Source organism: Sphaerimonospora sp. CA-214678 (genome assembly GCF_050942215.1).
GTDB lineage: Bacteria > Actinomycetota > Actinomycetes > Streptosporangiales > Streptosporangiaceae > Sphaerimonospora.
Window position 1 is genome coordinate 22,670 of sequence record NZ_CP192057.1, and the last position, 18,194, is coordinate 40,863.

Below are 18,194 nucleotides of genomic sequence, written 5' to 3' on the forward strand. Positions count from 1 at the left end.
ACCCGGGAGCATGACCATGACCGGCAAGACCGTACTGATCACCGGCGCGACCAGCGGCATCGGCGCCCACACCGCACGATTGCTCCTCGACCGCGGCCACCGCGTGGCCGTCACCGGCCGCGACGAGACCAAACTCAAGTCCTTCCTCGACGAGACCGGCCACCCCGACCGGCTGCTCGGCATCATCGCCGACGCCGCCGACTGGCCGGCCACCCAAGCCGCCGTGACCCGCACCGTGGCACACTTCGGCGCCCTGCACGCCGCGGTGGCCAACGCCGGCTTCATCCCCGCCGACCACCCGCGCACCATCGCCGACGGCGACCCGGAACTGTGGGCGCCCATGGTCCTCACCAACGTCCTCGGCCCCGCCCTGCTGGCCAACGCCGCCCTGCCCCACCTCGAGACCACGGGCGGGCGGCTGGTGCTCATCGGCAGCGTCGCCGGCCTGAAGAACAGCCCCGCCAACCTCTACTCCGCCACCAAGTGGGCCGTCACCGGCATGGCCGAGAACCTGCGGATGTACGCCACCAGCCGCGGCATCGGCGTCACCCTCGTCAACCCCGGCATGACCGACACCGCCTTCTGGCAAGGCGGCGTCCCGCCCATCACCCTGTCCCCCGAGCCCGTCGCCGAGGCCATCTGCTTCGCCCTCGGCCAGCCGGCCGGCGTCGACCTCAACACCCTGACCATCCGGCCGATCGGCCAGCCCGTCTGAGGCAGATCCGACACCCTGCCCGTGCGGCGCCGGTAGGCCTGGCGGAACGCGGCCGAGGTGACTTCGGTTTCCAGCACCCGGCACAGTGACAATATGGAGCTGGCCAATCACAACCATAGCGTCCGGGATGTATCGCAGCAGCAGCTCGCTCGAGGTGAGCGACTTGCTGTCGAGCTCGGGGATGTGCCCGTCACGCTCGGGGCCGTAGTTGCACGTGTCGATGACCGTCTTCCCGGCCAGTGGCACGGCGGGCAAGTCGGGGAACGCCTTGACCGGCACCGTGACCACGACGATGTCACCGGCCGCCGCAGCCTCCCCGCTCGTCGCCGCGGACGCCCGCGGCCCCAGTTCCGCGGCCATGTCCGCGAGCGTTTCGGGACCGCGTGAGTTGCTGAGCACGACCTGATGCCCGGCCTCGACGGCGAGCCGTGCGATGGTGCTGCCGATGGCGCCGCTGCCGATGAATCCCACAGTCGTCATATTCTGAGCCGCCCTCCTTGTCATGTGCCGGACTCGCTGAGACTCGGGTCCTTACCGTCAGTCGGCGGGGAAGTAGTGGCCGTTGTCCAAATCGGCGAGCAGGCGGGGCTGAGCGGGTTCCCAGCCGAGGGTCCGGCGGGTGACGAGGTTGGACGCCGGGTAGCTCTGCGTGACGATGTTGGGGGGCAGACCAAGTAAGCGCCAAAGATGCAACCCGCAAGTCAGAAGGCATGATGAGACTCCGACGGACCTGACGGAAGATCCGCCCGACTGGGCTGGCTAGAGGTCCTCGACGTACCCGGCGGCGATGTCGTCGGGCGGGTTGGTGTAGATCCGCAGGTAGCGGTCGTTGGCGTGGCCGAGGCGGCGCTCGAGTTCGGCGCGGTTGTGGCCGGAGGCTTGCGACAGTTCGAAGGCGAAGGTGTGCCGGGCGTCGTGCGGGCGCAGGGTGCCGAGCTTGCGGTCGGGGTCGGCGGTCTGGGCGTCGTGCAGACGGCCGATCTCGGCGACGATGGTGCTGATCGAGCGCGGGGACAGCCGTCCGTCGGGGCGGCGGGCGGCGATGGACGCGGCTGACAGGAACAGCGCGGCCGGCGCGTGGCTGGCGGCGGCGTCGCCGGGCCGTTCGACTTGAAGGTAGTCGGCTAGGGCCTGGCGGGCGTCGCGGCCGAGGAACACCGTGCGCGTGGTGCGGCCCTTTCCGCGCACGCTGGTCAGGCGGGCTTTCTTGGCCTGGCGTAGCCGGTCGGGTTCGGCCGGCTCCAGTTGGTCCAGGTTCAGGCCGACCAGTTCGGCGCGGCGTAGCCCGGTGCCGAACAGCAGGTAGACGATGGCACGGTCGCGGGCTGGGCGGGCGTGGGCGTGCAGGCGCGGGCTGCTGCCGCGGTGGCCTTGGTGGCCGTAGCACTCTGGAATGGACCCACCGCAGCACTCTGATCCGGCCCCACCAGGGGCGGTCATGGTGGGGGTTGTAGCACTCTGATTTGGCCCCACCTGCGGGTGGCGGAGGAATCCGCCGAGGCGGGTGTGGGTAAGAGGGTCTCTTGCGTCATGTGATACGGATCGTGTTCGTCTGACTACGCTTGGGGCCGGGGATGGGGTCGAAAGTGGAGCTGTTCGCCGCGATCCGCTGGGATGAGAAACAACTGGGCCTGTCCATCCGTGAGCTCGCGACCAAGTACGGGGTGCATCGCCGTACCGTGCGCCAGGCGCTGGCCTGTCCGATCCCGCCCGAGCGTAAGGACCCACTCCGCAGCGCTCCGGTCCGCGACAGCATCGCCCATCTCGTCGATCAGATCTTGAAAGCCGATTGCCTGGCGCCGCCCAAACAGCGTCATACCGCCCGCCGGATCTGGGAGCGGCTCCTGGATGAGCACCAGGTCAGTGTGTCGTATTCGTATGTGGCCAAGTATGTGCACCACCGCCGGGGCGAGATCAACGCCGAGCACGCCCAGCGCACCGGCGTTGCGGCAGGTTTCGTGCCGCAACTCCACGAGCCGGGCAAGGACGCCGAGGTCGACTTCGCCGACTGCTACGTGAAGCTGGCCGGCAAAGTGACCAAGTGTTTCCTGTTCAGCTTCCGGCTGTCGTGCTCGGGGGCGGGGGTGCACCGGGTGTTCGCCTCTCAGAGGACGGTTCGAGAGGGTATGCCCCGAAATGCGTAGCGTGATTGTGTGAATTTGTAGCGTTACGGCCGGTCGGCGGGCTTGGGTGTGCTGGGATGGCGACGTGAGTGAGCGCAAACCGTACCCGAGCGACTTATCCGACGAACGGTGGGCCCTGATCGAGCCCGTGATCACCGCGTGGAAGGCCGCGCACCGCTCGGTCAGCGGCCACCAGGGCCGTTACGAGATGCGGGAGATCGTCAACGCGATCCTCTACCAGAGCCGGACCGGCTGCCAGTGGGACTTCCTGCCGCACGACCTGCCGCCCCGCAGCGCGGTGTACTACTACTTCGCCGCGTGGCGCGATGACGGCACCGATCAGACGATCCACGACCTGCTGCGCTGGCAGACGCGGGAGAAACGCCGGCGATTAGCCGACCCGAGCCTGGTGGTGCTCGACACGCAAAGTGTTCACGCGGCGGCCGCAGTGCCGTCAGACACGACGGGACGGGACGCGGGCAAGAAAGTGCCCGGGCGTAAGCGCGGCCTGGCCGTGGACGTGTTAGGCCTGGTCATCGCGGTGGTGGTGCTGGCGGCCTCGGCGCACGAGAACACCGCCGGAATCGCCCTGCTGGACCGGGTCGCCGACGCCACACCGTCCGGCAGCGTGCGTACGGCGCTGGTCGACCAGGGATTCAAGAACGCCGTCGTCGCCCACGGCGCCACGCTCGGCATCGACGTGAAGATCGTCGAACGTAATCCTGCGGACAAGGGGTTCGTCCCTCAGCCCAAGCGGTGGGTGGTGGAGCAGACTTATGGCATCCTCGCCCTGCACCACCGCCTGGTCCGCGACTACGAGCACCGCCCCGCCAGTTCCGAATCGCGGGTGTACTGGGCGATGAGCGATGTGATGGCACGCCGGTTGACCGGCACCTCCAGCGCCTCCTGGCGCGGCGCATGATCGGCCACGAGGCGAGCAGAGCGCTGCTGGACAAGATCGATGCACGCGAGGCCGCCGTGACCTGCGAGGCCGAACAGACACGCGAGCGGATCGACGAACTCACCGCGCGACTGCGCGAACTCGACGAGGCGATCGATCATCTGCGGATCACCCGCAAGACCCTCATCTCGCTCACCGGTGAAGACGACGCCGAGTCGGCCGCACCGCCTCCCGCGCTGCCCGATCACCCCGCCTACCAGCAGATTCTGACCGTCTTCGCCGACGTCGGCCGACCTTTGCGCGCTCGCGATCTGTGCCAGGCCCTGGACCTGCCCATCGTGTCGAAGAACACCGAGAACATCCGCTCCAAGCTCAAACGCCTCGTCAGCCGCGGCATCCTCATCGAGACCGAGCCCGGTTTGTTCACTCAGCCGCGCCCATAAACCAGCAGCCGGCCCCCTGACCAGCCCGCCTCTTCCAACCCCAACGACAAACGGGACATCAACTCGCGAACCGCCCTCTAACAGCACTACGTGATCAACGATTGCGCAAAGCCGCCTCGGGTGTGGTGCACGGGCCGGACCGGGTGAAGGACCGGAAACGGCCTCTGGCCAGTCCTTTTAGCCCTTTGCGGCTTACTTGGGTTTTGAGCTTCCCCTCGTAGCGTGGAGACCGAACCGGGAGAGGTTTGGTCGTGGCAGGTACCCCCAGGCGCCGCTTTGATCCGGAGTTCCGGGCCGGGGCGGTGCGTATCGTCAAGGAGACCGGCAAGCCCGTCTCGCACGTCGCGCGAGACCTTGGTATCAACGAGTACACGCTGCACAACTGGGTGCAGCTGGACCGGCACGCCAATGGGCAGGCCGGCGGCAACGGCAGTGGAGGCGGGACGCTGAAGGAGTCCGAGAGCGAAGAGCTGGCGCGGCTGCGGCGGGAGAAGGCCGAGCTGGTCAAGCAGCACGCCCGGGAGAAGGCGGCCTGGGAGAAGGAACGCGCTGAGCTGGAGGACGAGCGTGATGTCCTCAAGCGTTCGGTGGTCTTGTGGGTGAAAGAGGCGGTGGGCCGGTGAGCGTGGCGGCCTTCATCTGCTCCCAGAAGACCGACTATGGCATTGACCACGCCACCAGTTGCCGGGCGCTGGGGGTGTCGCAGTCGTGGTTCTACAAGTGGAAGAACCGCGAGCCTACGATGCGTGAGCAGCGCCGGGCCCGGCTGGATGAGGAGATCGCACGGCACTTCGCGGCCTCGGACGGCACCTACGGATCGCCGCGGATCACTCATGACCTGCGCGGCGAGGGCTGGAAGGTGTCGGAGAACACCGTGGCCAAGCGGATGGCCGAACTCGGTCTGGCCGGACGGGTGCCCAAGAAGCCGCGCTCGCTGACCCGTCAAGGCAAGCGGCCGGCCGCGCCGGATCTGGTCGGGCGGAAGTTCTCCGCGGTCGCCCCCGATGTGCTGTGGGTGGGCGACGGCACGATGATCAGCACTGATGAGGGGCCGCTGTATCTGGCCACGGTGGAGGACCTGTTCTCTCGCCGTCTGCTCGGGTACGCCATGTCCGAGCATCACGATGCGGCGCTGACGGTCGCCTCTTTGCAGATGGCGGTCGCCACCCGTGGCGGTGACGTGGACGGGGTGATCTTCCACTCCGATCGGGGCAGCGAGTACACCGCCGCCCGCTACCAGGCCGAATGCCGCCGGCATGGGGTCGTTCAGTCGATGGGCCGGGTCGGCTGCGCGCTCGACAACGCCGCGGCCGAGTCGTTCAACAGCACGCTCAAGGTCGAATACGTCTACCGGCAGCACTTCCGTACCCGGGCCGAGGCCCGCCTGAAGATCGCAACCTGGATCACCGACTTCTACAACGCCAGACGGAGACACAGCGCCAACGACGGGCTCCCGCCTGTCACATTCGAGCGCCAGATGATCGAGAAGAGGCAAGCCTCAACGGCCCTGCTGAGGGCCGCTGTGGCATAGGACCGTCTCCACGCTTTGAGGGGATTGACAGTTTTTCCTCTCTTTTACGGACGTCTCTCAACGATCCGTCAGTATCTGGACCCCGCCGCCCAGCGGCACGAGAAGCGCCGCGCAGCGTGCTTGTAGGAGAACGTCGCGTACCGGGCACCACTGGGGCGTGCGACATAGGAGTGGCTCCAGTGGGTAAAGGGTTTTGTGCGATGACTGCTCAGCCCGATGGTCGGACCGAGCACCGCCTCGAAGTACAAGTGAACCGCGTTCGCGGCGGAGCCACCAAGATCTACCGTGCATCTGAAGTCCGCGTCCGACGTCTCGCCGAGCTTGTACTCCACCAGCGTGTGAGGGGCGCCAGCGGGCATGGCGTCGGCGAGCCGTGTGGTGACGATCTGGCTGCCCAGGGCCAACTCCACCTCGGGCAGGAGCTCCTCGAACGACAGCCCGCCAGGTTGCAGTCGAGAGAAGGCTCCGATGACGCTCGCGGTCAGGCGGTCGGCCTCGTCCGAAACCACGGGCTCGGCCAGCACGCGGAGTCGCGACGGCACGAATGCGCGCACCTGAGGGAAGCGTTGCCGGAGGGCGTACGTCAGACCGACGATGTTCTCCTCCGGACCGAGTGCGCCGATGGTCTCCGACACGACGACGTCCGGCGGATCGCCGATGTCAACCCGGGTAACGTCGCCTTGGACGATGCGCACGCGCTCCAGTGCCGAAGCATGGGCGGCACTGGCCGCGAAGGCAGCCGTGTCTGCGAAGTACTCGACCCCGACAACCGGCCCGGACGTGAACTCGGCGGCGATGGCGGCGAGGATACCGGGGCCCGTCCCGGCGTCGAGGACTCGATCGTCGCACTCAATCACCTCCGCCAGGGCATTTCGGAAGGCGGTGACGCGGACGGCGTCGGCGAGCATGCGCGCATGGTGGTGGGCCTCGAACATCATGCCATCTCTGCGGCAGCGCGATTCCCGGCGTTTGTCGCCGCCGCGATGCGGTCGTTGCTGAGCCAGCGGAAGAGCACAGGGCCGAGGACGACCAGAACCCCGCCCCCGATGAAGAAGGGCCAGGACAGGCCCACCGCACGGGCCAGCAGGCCGCCGGCGACCGCGCCCAGGGCTGAGGCGCCGGTCGACAGCGTGCGGAAAGCGGCGATGACACGGCCCTGCATGTGGTCGGGGATGAGTCGCGCCCGCAGGCTCACGGCGACGACCGACTGGGCCATGACGACGAAGCCGTCGACTGCCATCAAAGCGCTGAGGGCCACCACGCTATCGACCCAGCCGAGCGAAGCAGTCGCCAGGCCCGACACAACCGTCGTCCAGACCAGGGTGGTGCCTGGGCGTGTGATCGCACCGACACGATCGCCGAACACGCCTCCGAGGAATGCTCCTACAGCTCCACCCGCGAGCACGAGGCCGAACGTCGCGGGGGTCGCGTGGAGTCGCTCGACGACCGTGAGAGACAGGAGACTGTAGGTGGCGGAGCTGACCAGGTTGCCGACGCTGAACAGCATGCACAAGGCGATGAGCATCGACGACTTAGCGAATCCCCGGACGCCTTCCCGCAGATCTTCGAGGAACCGGGGCGCCGGGCCATCATGGGCTGTCTTCCGTCGCGCGATGGGAAGCATGAGCATGAGCAGGAAGGCCGCAGCATAGCCCACTGCGCCCAGGGCGAACGGCGCGGCGATGGCGAGCGCGAACAGCCCGCTTCCCAAAGGTGGGCCGACGAAGCTGTTGGCGACGGTGTAGGTCGCCTGCAGCCGGCCGTTGGCCCGCTCGAGTTGGTGGTCGGCGACGATGCTCGGGACGAGCGCGGAGGAGGTGTTGTCGTACAGGGTCTCGGCGATCCCGAACACGAGGGCCAAGCCGTAGAGCATGGCGATGTGGAGGTAGCCGGTGACCAGCCCCACCGCTAGCAGACCGACTCCGGCGGCACGGATGATGCTGGCAATGCGGAGGAGGAGGACACGGTCGACACGGTCGGCAAGCGTGCCCATCGGGATCGACAGGAGCAGCCAGGGCAGGTACTGGATGGCCGTGATGGCCGTGATGGCGACCGGGTCACGCGTGAGTGTCAGGGCGACCAACGGCGTGGCGGCCAGCAGGATGCCGTCAGCGAGGTTCGAGGTCGCGGTGGCTGACCACAACCTCTGGAATCGCCGCCAAGCGGCACGGTCACGCGTCAGGTCTGTCATTCGTGGCTCTTTCGAGGTGAGTCCAAATGCTGTCACGCTACAGGCCACCCTGATCAGCGGCTGACAAGCAAGCGGTGGAATCGGGGTGGTTGGATATTCAGGTCTGCTTGTCGGCCATGCTCTTGGTGAGGCGACGGACAAACTCTTCGTCGAGCTCGAAGTTCGCAGCCGGCGGCACGTACAGCGAGGAGCCATACTGGAACAGCCGGGCATTTGCCGCAAGTTCCCCTAGTTCTCCACGGGTGACCTCGGTATTCCGCCCGGGTGCCGAGGCCGAAATAACGGCGTAATAGGGATGCTTCGTGTCAAAGGTTCGGAGCAGGTAGTCCTGCAGGAGCGACAGGTTGTTGGACCTCCACGGCGCTTCGAAGTCGACGCGGGCGTTTCCAACCGACGCGGGGTGGTAGATCAACACGCCCAAGGTGCTGTCGAGCTTGATTTTGTAAATAAGGAGTCGGTTGGAGTCGATGATCGTGGTGCCACGCGAGAGATAGTCGACGCCGAGGTCGGCCGCGATTGTGTCGAAGCTGGAGACACCGGGAACCACCTCGACCTCCAAGTCATCGAGCTCCCTCGCCAGCCTGGTCAGAGCGGTGGTGCTCGAGACACCGAGATGGGGGTTGCCCGGCTCCAGGAAGACGACGTGCCCACACTCGCGTGCGAGGTCGAGCACCGCCTTGAGGATCGCGTCGTAGTTCTCCGAGTCCACGCCGTTGAGCCTGTACAGCGAGGAGATGTCCTCGACACGCCGCGCACCCAACTCGGTCAGCCAACGGCCGATTCCAGGCCACGTCGCGGAGTACACGACGACCTCGGCCGAACGAATGGCGTGCATCCCGCCTGCCGTGATGTCGCGGGGTGGCAGCATCCCGGTGCCGACCAACGTGATCCGGTCGGTCCTGCGGCGCACGGCCTCGCCCTCGGATTGGTGTCGAAGTTCAGTCACGACAGTGCTCCTGAGGTCAGTTGGTGAACGAGCGCCGCGCTCTCGAGGTGGGATGCATAGGCGAGTGGCCCGATTCGCACTGGTCGAAGCCCGATGCGTCGCGCGAGGTCCTCGATGGTGTCCGCGACTGAGTCGTCATCTGTGGCATACGGCGCCACGTCGGAGGCATCAGTGTCCATCCTGGCGGCGGTGAAGGTGTTGAAAGCCTTTGCGATCCGCGTGTAGGGGAGCGCCCGGGCAATGCCGAGACAGCCGTCCCCGGCCGCGAACGGGTCACCGCGATCCCGAAGAAGCAGCGGGTTCGTCACGTCGACAAGCGACCTCCCAGCGGCGAAGGCAGGAAAACGCTGGCTCAACCGCAGCGCGACGGGGTAGGGAAGCGCGAGGACCAGGAGATCGGACTCACCCAGCACGGTTGCCATGTCGGTGATGAGTTCGGGGACCTCGGCGAGGGCCGGGTACCCCCGGGCACGTTCGGCCGCTTTGGCCACGTCGCGCGTCGTTACCCGCACGTCGACCCGATGGCGGGCCAGGCGTGCGGCGAGGGCCAACCCGAAGGGCCCTGCTCCCAAGATCCCGACGTTCATCGCCCCGCTCCTGCTCCCGCCGGCTTAGACCTCACTGTCGACATGGCGTACCGGTGCGCACGGCGGATGATGTGCCAGCAGATCTCCAGCTCGGCCTGGTCCCGAGGTGCCCATACGAGTAACGACCGCTCGTGGACGACGTGCCCGGCGAGCAGATGAGGGATGCCCCATCCCTTGGCGAGCAGCTCGGCGTGGTCTTCGGGGCTGAAGACCACGTGCAGCGACCCGTCATGTTGCGGGTGGAAATGTAGGAACTCCGAGCCAGCCATGAGGCTGTCGTCCTCCGGCTCATGGCCGGCGACGTGGAAGGCGACACTGCCCGGGATCGCAAGGAGGGTCCGCTGGATCGTGACACCCGGCAGCTCGCTCGCGCGCCGGATCAGTTCTTCGCGAGCACTGGGCGGCCCGTTCTGCGTGATCTGCTGCTGGGGCACCTCCAAGGTGGTGTGCGGCGTTGCGCCCAGCCGCGGCGGGAGCTCCTCGACAGCTCCATCCGCACCGACGATCCGTCGGCGTGCCACACTCGCATGAGGGAGTTCGTGCAGCACGCCGGCGATCTCGGCATCAGTGAGATCGAGGTGTAGCGCACCGAGGTTGGCCCGGATGTGGCTTACATCGGCCGAGCCCGGGATGGGTATGACATGGCGACCGATCTCCAGCAGGAGCCGCAGCACGAGCTGTCCGACGGCGCTGCGGGCCAGCCGTCGTGGCACGTGCTCGAGGACGCCGGATAGGAAGACTCTCCCGTGGTCGAACGGCTGATGGCCCAGGAAGGCGATGCCAGCCGCCGCGCAGGCGTCCACGACCGCAAGCGTCGCCTCGTCCAGGCGGAGCAGCGAAAGCTGGTTCTGGACCGAGGCGAGGGGACCGGTCCGTCTTGCTTGGGCCAGCTGGTCGGCCGACACGTTGCATACGCCAACCTCGCCCACCTCTCCCCGGTCACGCAGGTCCCACAATGCCCCGAGGGAATCCTCGATCGGGACGGTGCGATCAACACCGTGAAGCTGGACGAGATCGAGGTGATCGCGCCGAAGTCGGCGCAGCGAGTCGTGGACCTCCTCGACGAGCCGGTCGGGCCGACCATCGAGGACCCAGCCTCGGCCGGCGTCACGATGCTTGCCCACCTTGGTGGCAACGACCGGCTGGTCTGCTCGTCCAGCCAGCGCCCGACCGATGATCTCCTCGGACCAGCCCGGGCCGTAGGAAGTCGCGGTGTCGATGAGCTCGATCCCACTGTCGCACGCCACCCGCACCGCGGTGACGACTTCATCCACGTCCCGTGGAGGTCCCCAGATGTCAGGACCGCAGAACTTGTTGCCACCCAGCCCGATACGGTGCACTGGCCGTAGCCCGCCGATGGTGACGTGCACAGGCCAGCTCATGCCTGGCCTTTCGCGTGCGCCGCAGAGCGCAGGCGCACGGGAAGAGCGACGAGTGACCGTCCGAGCGCCTGCGCGGTCCACTCAGGAGGCTTCGACCTGTCGACATCCAAGCGTGCGAGGAGAGGCAACAGGGCTCGGAGCATGGCGGTGATCTCGACCCGGGCGAGAGACGCCCCCAGACAGTAGTGCCGTCCGTACGAGAAGCTCAGGTGTGGGTTCGGTGTCCGCCGCAGGTCCATCTCCCGGGGCCGTGCGAAGACTCGGGCGTCCATGTTGCACAAACGCAGGAGTACCGCGATTCGTGCCTTTGCCGGCAGTATGAGGTCGCCGACCGCGATCGGCTCCCGCGCGATCCGGGCCACCACGTGAGCGGGCGAGTGGAGGCGCAACAGTTCCTCAACCGCAGTGGGAAGCAAGCTGGGCCCGCCATCAAGGAGGGTGCGGGTGCGCCGTGGATCCCACAGAAGCGCCAACGCGAGGTTCCCAAACAGGTTCGCACTGGTCTCGAACCCAGCCAGGAGAAGGAGCGAGACGGTCGCGCGCATGAGTTCGCGGTCTCCGTCGCATGCCATGGCGAGACGAGCCAGCAGGCTGCCATCGAAGCGACCGCCGTCCATCAGCATGTCTGCGGTCGTCTGCAGCTCAACGGCCACACGGTCAAGGTATTCGCGGTCCTCGTCCCCGGTAGAACGGATACGAGTGGCGAGGTCAACCACCGTGGTCACCGCCTCGGTGTCGATGCCGAGAGTGTGCGTGAGGATCTTCACGGTGCAGGGGACAGCGAAGTCCGTGATCACGTCGGCCGCCCCCTCCGCCTCAATGCGTGACCGGAAAGCCTCGGCATGGGCGGCACTGATCATGCCGATCCGATCACCATTGCAGTTCAGGGCCCCCCGTGCGAAGTCGGCGTCGAAGGCGGAGCGCAGACGACGGTGCGTCGAGCCGTCAAGGAATACGAAGAAGCGCTCCGCGAGTCGGTTCCAGCGACTGCCTGCGATCGGGTAGTCGGAACGTGGCTCTGCGCAGGGGGAGCGGAGGATATGGACTGCCTCGGGATGGCCGGTGACGAGGTAGTCACCGCGCGGCGTCCGGGCGACGGGCGGCGCCGACTCGAAGGCTCGATAGGCGTCGTCGGCGAAGGCGTCGCTCGGGTCGCAGTCAAGCTCGAAGGTGGGAACGGCGATCGGCGGAGCCTTGGACATCATTTGATCCCGAAGCCGACGATGCTGCATCGGAACTGGTCGCCAGCCGCCGGGAGTACCGGGTTCACCCTGTGCTCGACCTGGCCGTTGATGAGCACGAGCCGGTTGGGACGCGCCGTGTAGAAGCGGCCGGTCCCGATCTGCATGCGCCGCTCCTCGGCGGGATCGGTACGGAAGTCAGGTCCAATGACCGCACCGAGCGACTCGTAGTCCGGTCGCTCCGCACCGCCGCCCGCGCTATCGGCCAGTGCACCGACACCGAGTTCGGCCGCGCCGTCCATGACCATGAGCTCGCCTCCCCAGGAAGAATCCCAGCGAGGATGCACGTAGAAGATGTACGCACCATTCACCTGGTCGGTGTCAGCGTGCCAGAAGAGCCCGGCGCCAGCGCCCATGGCAATGAGCTTGCCCGTCAGGATTCGGCTTCCGACCACCCCGGCGCCCGGTCCATCCGAGATCGGCGCTCGGGAGTTACGTAGTTGGTCGACGAAGTCACCGATGAGCCCAAGACGGGGCGGGGTCGACTGCTTCTGCCCCCTCAGCACACCCGCACTCTGAATGATCGGCAGGCCAGGGGGGCCGTAGGGTTTGTTCCACTTTGTCGAATGGATCGGCTCGTAGTCGACGAACTGGATGCTCATGCTCAGACGCCTGAAGGCGTCCCGATCGGGAAAGTCGTCAATCACCAAGCAGGTGTCGTCACTGTAGGAGACACGCAAGAGGATCAATTTTCCTTCCGAGTCGGGACGTCTTCAGGGGTCGTCATTCCTCACGAGATCCGCGAAAGCACGTCCTCGGGGATCGCCGTGAGGCGGCGCGGCCACATCAACGCCTCGATCTGCTCGTCGGAGACGTCGATGGTCTGGACTTCGCTCTCCGCTGCCGTATCTTTGGCCATCTGGTTGCACCCCCTTTATGCATGTTTGACCATGACGCATAGCTTTTCTCTAATGAGAGCAATCGTCAACTCCTTTGGGTCAAGATCTTTTATTTGGCCCTGTTTCAACTCATTTCGCAGGTAACTCGGGCCACTACACCTAAGATCAATCCTTAGAGTTCAATCCTGCTACGTCACAGCAGGCTCAGGTCGGCGGCGGCCGGGCGCAGTGGCCGCCAGCCGCCGACATCGAGCTTGGCGAGCTCTGCCTCGACATCCACGGTGATGACGCCGAAGAAGTTGACGTTTTCGCTGTGCGCTGGGGAGATGTGGGCCAGCAGTTCGTCCGGCACGTCTCGGCCGGCGGCTCTCAACTGCCGCACGGCAAGGGAGTAATACTCCGTTGTCCAGGCGATGACGGCGTTGGTCAAGACGGTCAGACACCACGCCTGGTCGGTCTGGTCGCTTAGCTGCGGCTTGGTGACCGCGCCCTGGTGGGCGTAGTGCAGGTCACGGCGCAGCGCGTGCAGGCTCTCCCCCTTGTTCAGCTGTCGGGCGATCTTCCTGCGGTAGGCCGGATCGGACAGGTACTTCGCGGCGTGCAGAGTGCGCCGGAGCATGCCCCATTCCTTCAGTGCCGCCGCCAGGATGTTCTGCCGGGAGGCCGCCGACCATTTGCCAACCACCAGGGAGGCGGTGGCTTGACCGTACTTTAGCGAGCCAGCCATTCGCAGCAGATCAGGCCAGCAGTCGGTGTACAGGTAGGTCGCCGGGTCGGCGTAGCGCCTCGAACCCGGCACGAAGATGTCCCCCGAGCGCAGCCCGTCGCGCAGCGCCAGGACCACGCATAACTCCCAGTAGTGGCGGTAGGCCGTCTCATCGCCGCTCTTGCGGGCCTTGTCCAGATACTCCGCATACCGGGTGGGGACGAACGAGGTCGGTGCCTCCTCGGGCACCTTACGCCCGCCGCTGTCGTTGAGCCGCTTCAAAATGGCCACCGCGTCCATCAGGTCTGCGGTGCCCGGGCCGCCCTGGAAATGGATCGCCGCGAGCACCTGCGGAGTGAACTGCCGCAGGTAGGTATAGGAGGCGTGCAGCGCCGACAGCCGTCCGTGATCGCGCGGCAACCTCTTCCACCCGTCGGCCACGACCTCGCGTAGCTTGCCCATTCCGATCCGGTTCCGCAGCAAAGCACCGATCTGCTCATCCGGGATCGACGGGTCGGCAAGCAGCGGCAAGATCACCTCTAACAGCAACTGCCGGGCCTCACCGGCCTTAGCCCGCTCAATCAGTGCCTCATCGGTCTTGGTCTTGGCCCGGGACTCCCGGGCCGATACCGCCTGATCGAACAGGATCACGACCTCATCGACCTGGTCCACAGCTGACTGTGCGACCACCGCCAGAAGGATCGGATAGCGGCGGCGCTCATCGCGGCGTTCCAGCGCCTGATTGGTGGAGCGGCGACCCACCGAGGCCAAGAAACGGCGCCGCTCGGCCGCCAGCATGGACACATCCAGCGTGTGCACGTCCATGTTCCGCAGATAGGTGAGCTTGTCGATCGCGGTCTTCACCGATGTCGCGGTGGCGTCGGTCGCCGCTTTGATCAGCCACGCCAAGCGTGTCGTCTTCAGCCCGGCGTCATACACCAGCAGCCGATCCAGATCCGCGCGCAGCTGATCGGTCAGCAGGTGCGCCACCTTTTCCCAGGTCAGTGACGTGGCGCTGGTCCGGGCCGTGGCCACCATCTTCGCTAGCGTCGTCATGCCCGGCCGGATGGTCTTGGACGCCATCAGATACTCGGTCGCCAGGTTGAACAGCAATGTCGGCGAGTCGTGCTCCATGGCCCGATCCAGCAGGAACTGCTCCAGTTCCTTGATCGCCATACTCCCAGCCGGGGCGTTCTTCCAGCCTAAGTAGCCGGCCACCAGCCGCAGATGATCGCTGCGGGTCTGCTCCCGCTGGCCGTACTCCTCAAGAACGCCAGGATCCACATCCAGTCGCTCAGCCAGCCGGGCCACTGCCACCCGCGGCGCCGACCGCACCTCATCCGGTACGAACCCCAGCCACGGCAACGTCGAAAGCTGGACAGCAAGCCCGAGACGGTCGCTGGGGCCACGACCACGACCTGGGTCGATGAAGGCAACGTCGGCGGGCGTCAAGGTGAAGTACCGGATCAGATCGTCCCGGCCGATGTCGGGAAACGATCGCAACCGCTCTAACTGATCCTCAGAGAACATCCGAGTCGACATCGACCACCCCCACACCGCGATGGGCAGGACTGTACGAACCGTAGCGGAAGTGATCAGCGAACGGAATCGACCCGCGTCAGTACAGGTCAGGCAAATCCGTTGGAAATTTCCCCGGGACTACAGCAACCCCTAAGAGGGCGGTTCGCGAGTTGATGTCCCGTTTGTCGTTGGGGTTGGAAGAGGCGGGCTGGTCAGGGGGCCGGCTGCTGGTTTATGGGCGCGGCTGAGTGAACAAACCGGGCTCGGTCTCGATGAGGATGCCGCGGCTGACGAGGCGTTTGAGCTTGGAGCGGATGTTCTCGGTGTTCTTCGACACGATGGGCAGGTCCAGGGCCTGGCACAGATCGCGAGCGCGCAAAGGTCGGCCGACGTCGGCGAAGACGGTCAGAATCTGCTGGTAGGCGGGGTGATCGGGCAGCGCGGGAGGCGGTGCGGCCGACTCGGCGTCGTCTTCACCGGTGAGCGAGATGAGGGTCTTGCGGGTGATCCGCAGATGATCGATCGCCTCGTCGAGTTCGCGCAGTCGCGCGGTGAGTTCGTCGATCCGCTCGCGTGTCTGTTCGGCCTCGCAGGTCACGGCGGCCTCGCGTGCATCGATCTTGTCCAGCAGCGCTCTGCTCGCCTCGTGGCCGATCATGCGCCGCGCCAGGAGGCGCTGGAGGTGCCGGTCAACCGGCGTGCCATCACATCGCTCATCGCCCAGTACACCCGCGATTCGGAACTGGCGGGGCGGTGCTCGTAGTCGCGGACCAGGCGGTGGTGCAGGGCGAGGATGCCATAAGTCTGCTCCACCACCCACCGCTTGGGCTGAGGGACGAACCCCTTGTCCGCAGGATTACGTTCGACGATCTTCACGTCGATGCCGAGCGTGGCGCCGTGGGCGACGACGGCGTTCTTGAATCCCTGGTCGACCAGCGCCGTACGCACGCTGCCGGACGGTGTGGCGTCGGCGACCCGGTCCAGCAGGGCGATTCCGGCGGTGTTCTCGTGCGCCGAGGCCGCCAGCACCACCACCGCGATGACCAGGCCTAACACGTCCACGGCCAGGCCGCGCTTACGCCCGGGCACTTTCTTGCCCGCGTCCCGTCCCGTCGTGTCTGACGGCACTGCGGCCGCCGCGTGAACACTTTGCGTGTCGAGCACCACCAGGCTCGGGTCGGCTAATCGCCGGCGTTTCTCCCGCGTCTGCCAGCGCAGCAGGTCGTGGATCGTCTGATCGGTGCCGTCATCGCGCCACGCGGCGAAGTAGTAGTACACCGCGCTGCGGGGCGGCAGGTCGTGCGGCAGGAAGTCCCACTGGCAGCCGGTCCGGCTCTGGTAGAGGATCGCGTTGACGATCTCCCGCATCTCGTAACGGCCCTGGTGGCCGCTGACCGAGCGGTGCGCGGCCTTCCACGCGGTGATCACGGGCTCGATCAGGGCCCACCGTTCGTCGGATAAGTCGCTCGGGTACGGTTTGCGCTCACTCACGTCGCCATCCCAGCACACCCAAGCCCGCCGACCGGCCGTAACGCTACAAATTCACACAATCACGCTACGCATTTCGGGGCATACCCTCTCGAACCGTCCTCTAAGAGCATCTGGGGCATGCCCGAGGCCCTGGAACCCCCGCGAACACGCCGAATCAGCTCATCTATCCACCATCGCCGAGAAACACACCCGTGATGCTGATGAGGTCGAGCGTCACCCATGCCCGCGATGCGCCGTCGCAGCGGGTTCGCCGTGCCGGTCACGCTCGGGCGCGGTAGCAGGCACTTACCACACCGGCCGGTTCACGAAAGTACCCCGGCTGGCGAAGCTGTTGCGGGTGATCACCCCGGCCGACCGGAACCCGGGCAAGCCGTGGCGGCCGGGCACGCCACCGCCCGCCCCACTCAGTGACGATGGGCCGTCGGCCGACATCCGGATCGGCTACGCCCGCTGCTCCGCGCTCACCCAGGAACTGCAGTCGCAGCTGGACGTGCATCCCGGCCGGGCAGGAGCAGCCCGGCGACCTGGTCTTCTTCTCCTCCGGCCCCGGCAACGGCCCGGGCCGTCCAGGGCACGTCGCTCTCGTCATCGGAGGCGGTCAGGCCATCGAGGCCCGCTGCACCCGGTGCGGCCCGATCAAAATCACCGTGTACGGCTCACGCGGCAACATCGTCGGCTTCACGAGGTCCCTCGCCGACCCCGACCTGAAGCGCCGGCCCGCGGCGAAGTAGCGGGGTGATCTCGTACACGGCAAGCGGAGGAAATTTTTGCGACACGCGGGGCTGTAGGTGGTGGCGGTGATTCTGATTCTGGTAAACCTGTCGTTCGTGAGTGGAAGCAGGCCTGGACGCAAGTCGAAGGGGCGGCGGAAGGCGCACACCATCCGCTTCCCGGAAGAGCTGTACGCCGATCTGCAGAGAGACGCCGCCGCGGCGGGCTATACGCACTTCGGCGACTTCATCGTGGACATGGTCGCAGCCATGCGCGACGCCAAGCACTGGCCCAGACCGGATCACGAGCAGGAGCGGCTGAAGCTGAGTGCCTGAGCGGCAGGCTGCTTTCCCCATCCCTGGTAGGAGGACGCCCAGATCAAAACGAAAGCCCCCCGTTGGCCCGGGGGGCGTCCGCTAACCGCATGTGGGCTTCGGTCCAGGACCCGACTCGATGCGCCTGACGAACGTAATCCGAGTCGGATCCGAGGCCGTGGCCCTGTTGGAACTACAACCGGAGATGACGATACCAATGAGTCGTCCGGCTAGTGAAGCACGCCCTTCTATCGGCGTGTCGGCCGTGTCCCCATATGTCCGAGCCCTGCCCGTACGGCACGGGGCCGGCACGGCTTTGCCGTCCGCGAGCGACCTGTGGGCCCTTCCCCGGTCGGGGTCGGCAACGCAGCCCGTCACGCGACCTGTCCAGGACATTACTCCTGACACACTTCGGCATTACCCAGCGTGCAGGGGTCGTGACGTGGCAAAGTGTGTCGTCGTTCTCACCATGACGAGCGAGGAGGACCGGCCTGCGATGGGCTGCGAGAAAAAGGCGGTGCCCCCCAGAAGGGGGGTCACGCGCGGACTAAC

Annotated in this window: 20 protein-coding genes and 3 pseudogenes; 9 read left to right on the forward strand and 14 right to left on the reverse strand. The window is 66.4% G+C overall.

Annotation, left to right across the window (positions count from 1 at the left end):
* The first annotated feature begins 10 nt into the window (after positions 1-10).
* On the forward strand, positions 11-715 hold the full coding sequence (locus ACQP1K_RS28780; protein ID WP_433501774.1) for an SDR family oxidoreductase: 705 nt from the start codon (positions 11-13) through the stop codon (positions 713-715).
* Here the strand turns inward: ACQP1K_RS28780 and ACQP1K_RS28785 are convergent.
* The 3 genes and pseudogenes from ACQP1K_RS28785 to ACQP1K_RS28795 form a co-directional block, all read right to left on the reverse strand.
* Positions 614-1,195: pseudogene (locus tag ACQP1K_RS28785) on the reverse strand (NADPH-dependent F420 reductase); the annotation flags it as partial. The gene ACQP1K_RS28780 and the pseudogene ACQP1K_RS28785 sit on opposite strands and share 102 nt — an antisense overlap.
* Before the next feature lie 57 nt (positions 1,196-1,252).
* A pseudogene (locus tag ACQP1K_RS28790) lies at positions 1,253-1,387 on the reverse strand (3-beta hydroxysteroid dehydrogenase); the annotation flags it as partial.
* 87 nt (positions 1,388-1,474) lie between these two features.
* Positions 1,475-2,155 (reverse strand): tyrosine-type recombinase/integrase, encoded by a 681-nt coding sequence (locus tag ACQP1K_RS28795; protein ID WP_433501775.1) that lies wholly within the window; start codon positions 2,153-2,155, stop codon positions 1,475-1,477.
* Positions 2,156-2,301: 146 nt separating this feature from the next.
* On the opposite strand from ACQP1K_RS28795, the gene ACQP1K_RS28800 reads away from it, so the two are divergent.
* The 5 genes from ACQP1K_RS28800 to ACQP1K_RS28820 all read left to right on the forward strand — a co-directional run bounded on the left by ACQP1K_RS28800 (position 2,302) and on the right by ACQP1K_RS28820 (position 5,713).
* On the forward strand, positions 2,302-2,859 hold the full coding sequence (locus ACQP1K_RS28800; RefSeq protein ID WP_433501776.1) for a hypothetical protein: 558 nt from the start codon (positions 2,302-2,304) through the stop codon (positions 2,857-2,859).
* Between the two features lie 64 nt (positions 2,860-2,923).
* Positions 2,924-3,760 carry an IS5 family transposase gene (locus tag ACQP1K_RS28805; RefSeq protein ID WP_433501777.1) on the forward strand — a complete coding sequence of 279 codons (837 nt, stop codon included), beginning with the start codon at positions 2,924-2,926 and terminating at the stop codon, positions 3,758-3,760.
* The gene (locus ACQP1K_RS28810; RefSeq protein WP_433501778.1) at positions 3,757-4,182 is read left to right on the forward strand and encodes a hypothetical protein; all 426 of its coding nucleotides are present in this window, start codon (positions 3,757-3,759) and stop codon (positions 4,180-4,182) included. Before ACQP1K_RS28805 ends, ACQP1K_RS28810 begins: the two co-directional genes overlap by 4 nt.
* A 251-nt stretch (positions 4,183-4,433) precedes the next feature.
* Positions 4,434-4,805 (forward strand): transposase, encoded by a 372-nt coding sequence (locus ACQP1K_RS28815; protein WP_055477450.1) that lies wholly within the window; start codon positions 4,434-4,436, stop codon positions 4,803-4,805.
* On the forward strand, positions 4,802-5,713 hold the full coding sequence (locus ACQP1K_RS28820; RefSeq protein WP_433501779.1) for an IS3 family transposase: 912 nt from the start codon (positions 4,802-4,804) through the stop codon (positions 5,711-5,713). Before ACQP1K_RS28815 ends, ACQP1K_RS28820 begins: the two co-directional genes overlap by 4 nt.
* Positions 5,714-5,781: 68 nt before the next feature.
* On the opposite strand, the gene ACQP1K_RS28825 is transcribed toward ACQP1K_RS28820, so the two are convergent.
* The 11 genes from ACQP1K_RS28825 to ACQP1K_RS28875 all read right to left on the reverse strand — a co-directional run bounded on the left by ACQP1K_RS28825 (position 5,782) and on the right by ACQP1K_RS28875 (position 16,617).
* On the reverse strand, positions 5,782-6,621 hold the full coding sequence (locus tag ACQP1K_RS28825) for a methyltransferase domain-containing protein (protein ID WP_433501780.1): 840 nt from the start codon (positions 6,619-6,621) through the stop codon (positions 5,782-5,784).
* A 26-nt stretch (positions 6,622-6,647) separates the two neighbouring features.
* A complete protein-coding gene (locus ACQP1K_RS28830; protein WP_433501781.1) occupies positions 6,648-7,904 on the reverse strand; it encodes an MFS transporter in 1,257 nt (418 codons plus the stop codon).
* Between the two features lie 97 nt (positions 7,905-8,001).
* Positions 8,002-8,850 (reverse strand): SAM-dependent methyltransferase, encoded by an 849-nt coding sequence (locus ACQP1K_RS28835; protein ID WP_433501782.1) that lies wholly within the window; start codon positions 8,848-8,850, stop codon positions 8,002-8,004.
* Complete coding sequence (locus ACQP1K_RS28840; RefSeq protein ID WP_433501783.1) at positions 8,847-9,437, reverse strand: NADPH-dependent F420 reductase; 591 nt, start codon at positions 9,435-9,437, stop codon at positions 8,847-8,849. The genes ACQP1K_RS28835 and ACQP1K_RS28840 overlap by 4 nt, the downstream gene beginning before the upstream one ends.
* Positions 9,434-10,711 (reverse strand): aldo/keto reductase, encoded by a 1,278-nt coding sequence (locus ACQP1K_RS28845; protein ID WP_433501784.1) that lies wholly within the window; start codon positions 10,709-10,711, stop codon positions 9,434-9,436. The genes ACQP1K_RS28840 and ACQP1K_RS28845 overlap by 4 nt, the downstream gene beginning before the upstream one ends.
* Before the next feature lie 104 nt (positions 10,712-10,815).
* Positions 10,816-12,024, reverse strand: coding sequence for a cytochrome P450 (locus ACQP1K_RS28850; RefSeq protein ID WP_433501785.1), 1,209 nt, complete (start codon positions 12,022-12,024; stop codon positions 10,816-10,818).
* Positions 12,021-12,740 carry a 2OG-Fe(II) oxygenase gene (locus ACQP1K_RS28855; RefSeq protein ID WP_433501786.1) on the reverse strand — a complete coding sequence of 240 codons (720 nt, stop codon included), beginning with the start codon at positions 12,738-12,740 and terminating at the stop codon, positions 12,021-12,023. Before ACQP1K_RS28855 ends, ACQP1K_RS28850 begins: the two co-directional genes overlap by 4 nt.
* A 50-nt stretch (positions 12,741-12,790) precedes the next feature.
* Positions 12,791-12,919, reverse strand: coding sequence for a hypothetical protein (locus tag ACQP1K_RS28860; protein ID WP_433501787.1), 129 nt, complete (start codon positions 12,917-12,919; stop codon positions 12,791-12,793).
* Between the two features lie 173 nt (positions 12,920-13,092).
* Positions 13,093-15,147 carry a Tn3 family transposase gene (locus tag ACQP1K_RS28865; protein ID WP_433501788.1) on the reverse strand — a complete coding sequence of 685 codons (2,055 nt, stop codon included), beginning with the start codon at positions 15,145-15,147 and terminating at the stop codon, positions 13,093-13,095.
* 211 nt (positions 15,148-15,358) lie between these two features.
* Entirely contained in the window at positions 15,359-15,784 is a 426-nt protein-coding gene (locus tag ACQP1K_RS28870; protein WP_433501778.1) for a hypothetical protein, read from the reverse strand.
* Positions 15,781-16,617, reverse strand: coding sequence for an IS5 family transposase (locus ACQP1K_RS28875; RefSeq protein ID WP_433501777.1), 837 nt, complete (start codon positions 16,615-16,617; stop codon positions 15,781-15,783). The genes ACQP1K_RS28870 and ACQP1K_RS28875 overlap by 4 nt, the downstream gene beginning before the upstream one ends.
* Here ACQP1K_RS28875 and ACQP1K_RS28880 point away from each other — a divergent pair.
* From ACQP1K_RS28880 to ACQP1K_RS28890, 3 genes and pseudogenes are all read left to right on the forward strand, one after another.
* Positions 16,547-16,903 (forward strand): annotated as a pseudogene (locus ACQP1K_RS28880) (hypothetical protein); the annotation flags it as partial. The gene ACQP1K_RS28875 and the pseudogene ACQP1K_RS28880 sit on opposite strands and share 71 nt — an antisense overlap.
* 127 nt (positions 16,904-17,030) lie before the next feature.
* Complete coding sequence (locus ACQP1K_RS28885; protein WP_433501789.1) at positions 17,031-17,348, forward strand: NlpC/P60 family protein; 318 nt, start codon at positions 17,031-17,033, stop codon at positions 17,346-17,348.
* A gap of 66 nt (positions 17,349-17,414) precedes the next feature.
* Entirely contained in the window at positions 17,415-17,663 is a 249-nt protein-coding gene (locus ACQP1K_RS28890) for a hypothetical protein (RefSeq protein WP_433501790.1), read from the forward strand.
* Positions 17,664-18,194: the final 531 nt, after the last annotated feature.